This is a genomic window from Brevundimonas sp. UBA7534 (genome assembly GCF_002479325.1).
In the GTDB taxonomy this organism is placed as follows: Bacteria; Pseudomonadota; Alphaproteobacteria; order Caulobacterales; family Caulobacteraceae; genus Brevundimonas.
In genome coordinates, this window is the sequence record NZ_DLMO01000065.1 from 1 (window position 1) to 6,981 (window position 6,981).

Sequence of the window (6,981 nt, forward strand, 5' to 3'; positions counted from 1 at the left end):
TTCCTGGCCGTCCCCTATCGCGGGGACTACTGGACCGACCTGGTCCCCACCGCCTGATATTCCGCCGCCTGATGATTTCACCCCGGAGACCCGTCATGATCACCCTTCGCAACGGCATTCTGACCGCCGCCGCCTTCGCCGCCCTGGCGATGGCCTCGACCGCCTCGGCCCAGACGATCGAAAAGACCGTCAAGGTCGCGCCCGGCGGCCTGTACGAGATCGTCTTCAATCCGGCCGACAGCACCGTGCTGGTCGCCGCCGTCGGCCCGCGCGGCGAGACCCGCGGAGCCGTGGCGCGGCTGAACGCCGACCTGACGCCGGGCGCCGCGATCGACGTTTCGGCCAACCCGCTCTACGGCCTGGGCTTCAACAGCCGCACCCAGATCCTGTACGGCACCGCGACCCGTTCGGGTTCGGTGGACGCGGTCGATGTCCGCACCGGCCAGGTGGTGGCCCACATCACCGACGGCGACGACGATTCCGCCCATGTGCGCGAGGCCGTCGTCGATGAGCAGCGCAACAAGGTCTATGTCACCGTCGTCGGCGGCGACGCCGGCGACGCCAGCCGCCCGAACCAGGTCTGGGTCATCGACGGCGCCACCCAGACCCTGGAGCGCAAGATCGACGTGCCCGTCGGCGGCCTGACCGGCGCGGCGCTGGACGTCGAGAACAACCGCCTGTTCGTGACCGGCATGAGTTCGGCCGAGGTCGCCGCCATCGACCTGGCGACGGGCGAAGCGACCGGCCCTTGGCCGACCGGCAGCGAGCGTCCCACCAACGTCGCCTTCGACGCGCGGGGCGGGCGCCTGTTCGTCGCCAGCCAGGGGTCCGGCGACCTGACCGTCATGAACGCCGCAGACGGCGCGATCATCAAGAAGGCGCCGACGGGCGAGGGCGCGTTGAGCGTCGCCTACAACCCCGGCAACGACCAGATCTATGTCGCCAACCGCCAGGCGGGCACGGTTACCGTGGTCAGCGGCGCGGACTACGCCGTCCTGGCCAATCTGCAGACGGGCACCTTCCCCCAGACCATCGCCATCGACCCTGCGACCAACGCCGTCTATGTGACGAACAAGGCGCGGGGCCTGCCGCGCAACGCCCCGGCCGGCACGCCGGTCCCGGTCGATCCGGCGGGCGACACCGTCACCCTGATCCGCCCCTGATCGAGAGGCCGCCATGTCCGCCGAGCCCGTCCGTCCGTTCGCTTGGAATGGTCCGAACGGCGACCTCTGGGTCGCCAATCAGGCGCGGCTCGACCGGATGTTGCGGCCCTTTGGCGAAGCCCTGCTCGCCGCCACCGCTCCGGCGATCGGCGAGCGGGTGCTGGACGTCGGGTGCGGCGCGGGCGCCTGCGGCCGGGCGGTCGGACCCTCCGGCGGCGTCCTGGGCGTGGATATTTCCGAAGCGCTGATCGCCCTGACCGAGAGGCCCGAGCCGGTTCGGCGTCGCGCGATGGACGCGGTGCGTCAGGCGTTTGCGCGCAAGGTCACGCCCGCCGGCGTCGTCATCGACGGGGCGGCCTGGATCGTGACGGCCCGGCGCGCCTGAGGTCTCACAGGACCGAGTCGACCATCACCTGAAGCTGGCCCCGGGCGCAGGGCTCCACCCGCGCGCGCACCCGCCAGACGTCGGCCAGCACCTGGGGCGTGATCGCCTGGGCGGGCGGTCCCTCGACGCGCAGACGGCCCTGGGCCAGAACGACCACATGGTCCGAAGCCCGCGCCGCGGCCTGCAGATCGTGCAGCACCATGACGACCACGGCCGACTTTTCCCGCGCATAGTCGCGCGCCAGGGTCAGCACCTCCAGTTGATGGCGCAGGTCCAGGGCGCTGGTCGGTTCGTCCAGCAGCAGCACCCGCGGCTCGCGCGCCATGGCCTGGGCCAGGGCCGCGATCTGGCGCTGGCCGCCCGAAAGCCGGTCCAGGCGCCGCCCGGCCAGATCGCCGGCGCCCACCCGCTCCAGCACCGCCATCGCCGCCTCGGCCGCGCCGCGCGACGGGCCGTCCAGGGGCGAGGCTTCCAACGCCGCGATCACCGTTTCCAGCACTGTCAGCGCCACGTCCTGCGGCAGGGTCTGGGGCATATAGGCGACATGGCGCGCCCGCCCGGCGATGGACAGGGCGTTCAGTTCGACATCGCCCAGGCGCGCCGATCCCGAGGCGGGGATCAGGCCGGCGACGGCGCGCAGCAGGGTGCTCTTGCCCGCGCCGTTCGGCCCCACCAGCGACACCACCTGGCCGGCGGGCAGGGGCGCCAGGTCCAGTCCCTGGATTATGGCGCGGTCGCGATAGCCGGCGCCCAGGCCCTGGATGCGCAAGGCCGCGCTCATCCGCGCGCCCCGTTGCGGAAGATCAGTAGCAGGAAGAGCGGCACGCCGATCACCGCCGTGACGATGCCCACGGGCAGCAGGGCGCCGGGGACCAGGGCCTTGGCCGCTGTGGAGGCCAGCGACATCAGCAGCGCGCCGCTGAGAAGGCTGGCGGGCAGGAAGACGCGGTGATCCTCTCCGACCAGCAGGCGGGCGATGTGAGGCGCGACCAGGCCGACGAAGCCGACCACTCCGACGAAGGCCACCGCCGTCGCGGACAGCAGGCTGACGCGCAGCAGGGCCAGGAACCGCAGGCGGGTCACGTCGACGCCGAAGCTCATGGCGCGATCCTCGCCCAGCCGCAGCGCAGTCAGCGCCCGCGCCGACCACAGGGAGAAGGGCGTCGCCAGGGCCACCACCACGCCCATGAAGGCGACCGCGCGCCAGCTGGCCCGCGACAGGGAGCCCATGGTCCAGAACACCAGCTGCTGCAGCGCCTCCTGCGACGACACGAACTGCACCAGGGCGGTCAGGGCGTTGAAGGCGAAGACCAGGGCGATGCCGAACAGGACGATGCTCTGCACCCCGCCGCGCTGAGCACGGGCCAGGCCCTGCAGCAGCAGAACCGATCCGAAGGCGAAGACGAATGCGTTCAGCGTCGTCACCGCGTCGGCGGGGACGAAGGGCAGGCCCAGGCCCAGCACAATGGCCAACGACGCGCCGAACGAGGCGGCCGAGGAGACGCCCAGGGTGAAGGGGCTGGCCAGCGGATTGTTCAGCACGGTCTGCATCTCGGCGCCAGACAGGGCCAGGGCCGCGCCCACCAGCACCGCCAGCACGGCCGAGGGCAGGCGGATGCCCCAGACGATGGCCGCCTCCGGCGCGCTGAGCCTTGCGGGATCGACCAGGCCCGCCAGGATGCGCCCGACAGGCATGGAGGACGGGCCGGTCATCACGTCCAGCGTCAGGGCGGCCAGGCAGGCCAGCGCCAGCACGACCAGCACCAGGCGTCGCCGCGCCCGGCTGCGGCGATAGTCGGTCAGGGCGTCGGCGGGAGCAGGGGCGGGAATCGAAATGGTCATGTCGCGCGGGATTGGGATTGCGTCGCATTACAACACCGCGACGGAATGGGCTAGGAAAGGCCATGCTTGATCCGACATCGCCGTGGACGCCCTTTCAGCCCCAGCGCCAGTGGATGCGGCCGCTGGAGACGCCGAGCGGGCGGCGCTACCGCCTGGCGATATCCCTTCCTGAAGAAGCGCCGCCGCCCGAGGGATGGCCGTCGCTGACGGTCCTGGATGGTCATCGGCTGTTCCAGGCTGTCGCGGCGACCGCATCGGCCCTGTCCGCGCGGCCGGAAAAGACCGGGGTGCGGCCCCTGGGGGTGATCGGCGTCTTTCATGACGAGATGGAAGGGTCGGTTGAAGACGCGCGCGCGCTGGACTTCACGGACACGCCCTGTCCCGAGCCGGACTGGGCGCGGCCATCCGGCGGCGCGGAGGCGTTTCGACGGTTTCTGATCGACCAGGCATGGCCGGCCGCGATGGACGCCGCGCCGCTGGACCCCGGCCGACGCGCACTGTTCGGCCATTCGCTGGGCGGCCTGTTCGTGCTGGAAACCTTGGAGCGGCGTCGCGACTTGTTCGCGCGTTGGATCAGCGTCAGCCCGTCCCTGTGGTGGCGTGCGCCTGCGGTCGATCATGCCGACGATCGCCTGCTTGTGGGCTATGGCGAACAGGAGACGGGTCGCGACATGCGGGCGCGTATCGAGGCCTGGGCCGCCGCAGCGGACGGAGCGGGGCGTCCGCTCCGTCTCAGGATGGCGCCGGGCGCCGACCACGGCGCGGCGCCGTTCGCCCTGATCCCCCACGCGCTGCGCCACGCCAGCGCGGCCTGAACTCAGGCCTTGTCGGAAGGCGGCTCCATGTCGGCGGGACGGATCACGTCCTCGGCGGCGTCGTTGGCGGACGGCGCGCGACCGGCGGGCGCGGCGGCCCGGGGCGCCGGTCCCTTGCCATAGCCCAGCCGCCGCAGAGCGTCGTCGCCCTCCAGGCCGAAGGCGCTGCGGATGCGAAGGTCGGTCTGGGGGAGGGGCACCTCTATGCCCGCCTCGTCCAGGGCGTCGGCCACAAGCCAGGTATAGGCCGCGTGCATGGCCGCCGGTCGCTTGACCGCGTCGCGCGTCGGCCAGACCAGCAGCTCGAAATCCAGGCCCTTGTCGCCGAAGGACACCAGCCAGACCTGGCTCTTGCGGGCCTCGGTCTCGGGCAGGGTGAAGGGGCTGGCGCGGGCGGCGGCCAGGACGGCGTCGCGCACCTTGCCCCGGTCGGCGCCGTAGGCGACCGAAAACGGCACGTGGATGCGCCGGGTGTCGCCCTTCAGCGTCCAGTTCGTGACCGGCTGCTCGATCAGGCGCGAGTTGGGGACCAGGACGTTGACGTTGTCATTGGTGCGCACCCGCAGGGCGCGCGGCCCGATCTCCATGATGGCGCCGCGGATGCCGATGTCCTCGATCTCGATATAGTCCCCGACCGACACCATCCGGTCGAAAATCAGGAACAGGCCCGACACGAACTCCTTGACCACCCCCTGCAGGCCCAGCCCCACGCCGATGCCCAAGGCGCCGGCGAAGACCGCCAGCGACGACAGGTTCAGCCCCGCCGCCGACAGGGCCGAGATGACGCCGAAGACGATGATGCCGTAGCTGGCCAGCCGCTCCAGCAGATAGACCACCTGCCGGCTGCGATCCGACCGTTCGCGCACCCGACGCAGGGCCCGCGTGACGATCCAACTCAGCACGAAGGCGCCGGCCAGGATCACCGCCGCGCTGATCAGGCCGCCGATGGTGATGTTGGCCCCGGCGAAACGGGTCAGGGACGAATGCTCGAACTTGGACAGGTCGAACGTCGTGATCGGGTTCATGGCTCAACAGCGCGCGGCGAACGGTCAAGGTTCCGCCGACGCCGCCTCGTTCGGACCGTTGACGATGCGGGCCGCGGCCAGGTCGGCGGTGACATTGCCCACGGTGCGGAAGATGTCGGGAATGACCTCCACCGCCAGCAGCAGCGGCAGAACCCCCAGCGGCAGGCCCATCGCCAGACAGATCGGGCCGATGCTGACGAAGAAGCTGACCTGCCCAGGCAGGCCGACAGAAGCGATGGACACGGCGATGGCCGTCAGGCCCCCGGCGATCAGGGCGCCGAGACTCAGATCCACGCCGTAGAGCTGGGCCACGCACAGGCACACCGCCAGATTGGCGACCGGACTGGTGATGCGGAACACCGCGACGGCCAGCGGCAGGACCAGGCCAGCCGTCGTCTGGGGCACGCCCAGCCAGTCGCGCGCGCGTTCGACCATGACCGGCAGGCTGGCCAGGGAGGACTGGGTCGAGACCGCCACCACCTGCGCCGGCGCCACGGCGCGGGCGAACCGCGCGGGCGAGATGCGCCCCCAGACGATGGCGACGACATAGACGATGGCGATCAGGCCGATCTGGCTCAGGCAGACGATGGCGACGTAGTGGCCCAGCGTGCCCGCCACGCCCAGCCCCGCCCGCAGGCCGACGCCCAGCGCCAGGGCGAACACGCCGAACGGCGCGGCCAACAGCACCCAATGGACGATCACCACCATGGTCTCGGCCACCCCCTCGAAGAAGGTCGCTAAGGGGCGGCGCAGGTCCGCCCTGATCCGCGTCGCGCCGAAGCCGAACGCAATGGCGAACACCACCACGCCCAGCACGCTGTCCGTCGCCGCCGCCGACACCACATTGGCCGGGGCAAGGCTGCTCAGGAAGGCGCGCAGTCCGTCGGCGTGGGCCGCTTCGCCGACTGTCGCGGCGGCCTCTGGCGGCACGCCGGCCAGCAGCGCCTGCCCCGACGCCGGGTCGATGGGCCAGAGCGTCAGCAGACCCAGCCCCGCCAGGATCGCATAGATCGTCGCCCCGAGCAGCAGGACCGCGAACACCATCAGCGCCCGGATCGCCAACCGCCCGGTCGCGGCCGCATCCGCGATGGCGACGATTCCCGTGACCAGCAGGCTGAAGACCAGCGGAATGACCGTCATCCGCAGCGCGTTCAGCCACACCTGGCCCAGCGACTCGATCACCTCCAGCCCCCCGGTCACGGCGGGCTGATGCAGCCCCTGTGCGCCCGCCCCGACCACGATCCCCGCCGCCAGGGCGGCGATGACGAAGAAGCTCAGCGAAGAGAAGAAGGAGACGACGCGGGATCGGTTCATGCCGCACCGCTAGCATCGCTTTCGCGCCCGCGCTCGCGAAACCTGCTTCACGGCGCGTTCAGCGCCGTTGCCAAGCCCGGCCGTGCGTCGCAGTCTGGCGTCTCGTTGATCGGGGGATGAGGACGATGAGCAGGCTCTTTACGGTACTGGCCGCGGCGGCGGTGCTTCAGGCGGGCGGAGCGCTGGCGCAGGATGCGGCCCTGGAGACGGCGGTGAAGGCGGATTACGACGCCAATCTGGCCGCCCTGTTCGACGACTTCCATCAGCATCCCGAGCTGTCGGGCCTGGAGGTCCGCACCTCCGGCGTCGTCGCCGACCAGTTGGAGGCGCTGGGCTATGAGGTCACGCGAGGCGTGGGCGGACATGGCGTGGTGGCCGTGCTGAGGAACGGGGAGGGGCCAACCATCCTGGTCCGCGCCGACATGGACGGCCTGCCG

General features: G+C 71.3%; 7 protein-coding genes and 1 pseudogene. 4 read left to right on the forward strand and 4 right to left on the reverse strand.

The window, feature by feature from the left end; translation table 11 throughout:
• The first annotated feature begins 95 nt into the window (after positions 1-95).
• Positions 96-1,163 carry a YncE family protein gene (locus tag B2U11_RS04780; protein WP_292070294.1) on the forward strand — a complete coding sequence of 356 codons (1,068 nt, stop codon included), beginning with the start codon at positions 96-98 and terminating at the stop codon, positions 1,161-1,163.
• 13 nt (positions 1,164-1,176) lie between these two features.
• Positions 1,177-1,548, forward strand: coding sequence for a hypothetical protein (locus B2U11_RS04785; RefSeq protein ID WP_292070295.1), 372 nt, complete (start codon positions 1,177-1,179; stop codon positions 1,546-1,548).
• Positions 1,549-1,552: 4 nt separating this feature from the next.
• On the opposite strand, the gene B2U11_RS04790 is transcribed toward B2U11_RS04785, so the two are convergent.
• Positions 1,553-2,329, reverse strand: coding sequence for an ABC transporter ATP-binding protein (locus B2U11_RS04790; protein WP_292070296.1), 777 nt, complete (start codon positions 2,327-2,329; stop codon positions 1,553-1,555).
• Entirely contained in the window at positions 2,326-3,390 is a 1,065-nt protein-coding gene (locus B2U11_RS04795) for a FecCD family ABC transporter permease (protein WP_292070297.1), read from the reverse strand. The genes B2U11_RS04790 and B2U11_RS04795 overlap by 4 nt, the downstream gene beginning before the upstream one ends.
• Before the next feature lie 62 nt (positions 3,391-3,452).
• Here B2U11_RS04795 and B2U11_RS04800 point away from each other — a divergent pair, with 62 nt between their 5' ends.
• Complete coding sequence (locus B2U11_RS04800) at positions 3,453-4,205, forward strand: alpha/beta hydrolase (RefSeq protein ID WP_292070298.1); 753 nt, start codon at positions 3,453-3,455, stop codon at positions 4,203-4,205.
• 2 nt (positions 4,206-4,207) lie between these two features.
• Here the strand turns inward: B2U11_RS04800 and B2U11_RS04805 are convergent, their stop codons facing one another.
• Entirely contained in the window at positions 4,208-5,230 is a 1,023-nt protein-coding gene (locus B2U11_RS04805) for a mechanosensitive ion channel family protein (protein WP_292070299.1), read from the reverse strand.
• A gap of 24 nt (positions 5,231-5,254) precedes the next feature.
• Positions 5,255-6,544 carry a dicarboxylate/amino acid:cation symporter gene (locus tag B2U11_RS04810; protein ID WP_292070300.1) on the reverse strand — a complete coding sequence of 430 codons (1,290 nt, stop codon included), beginning with the start codon at positions 6,542-6,544 and terminating at the stop codon, positions 5,255-5,257.
• Positions 6,545-6,669: 125 nt separating this feature from the next.
• On the opposite strand from B2U11_RS04810, the pseudogene B2U11_RS04815 reads away from it, so the two are divergent.
• Positions 6,670-6,981 (forward strand): annotated as a pseudogene (locus tag B2U11_RS04815) (amidohydrolase); the annotation flags it as partial.

Bases quoted from the DNA above. Each gene is read 5' to 3' on its own strand.
- B2U11_RS04795 (WP_292070297.1), bottom strand. From the start codon at position 3,390: ATGACCATTTCGATTCCCGCCCCTGCTCCCGCCGACGCCCTGACCGAC.
- B2U11_RS04805 (WP_292070299.1), bottom strand. From the start codon at position 5,230: ATGAACCCGATCACGACGTTCGACCTGTCCAAGTTCGAGCATTCGTCC.
- B2U11_RS04800 (WP_292070298.1), top strand. From the start codon at position 3,453: ATGCTTGATCCGACATCGCCGTGGACGCCCTTTCAGCCCCAGCGCCAG.
- B2U11_RS04780 (WP_292070294.1), top strand. From the start codon at position 96: ATGATCACCCTTCGCAACGGCATTCTGACCGCCGCCGCCTTCGCCGCC.
- B2U11_RS04790 (WP_292070296.1), bottom strand. From the start codon at position 2,329: ATGAGCGCGGCCTTGCGCATCCAGGGCCTGGGCGCCGGCTATCGCGAC.
- B2U11_RS04785 (WP_292070295.1), top strand. From the start codon at position 1,177: ATGTCCGCCGAGCCCGTCCGTCCGTTCGCTTGGAATGGTCCGAACGGC.
- B2U11_RS04810 (WP_292070300.1), bottom strand. From the start codon at position 6,544: ATGAACCGATCCCGCGTCGTCTCCTTCTTCTCTTCGCTGAGCTTCTTC.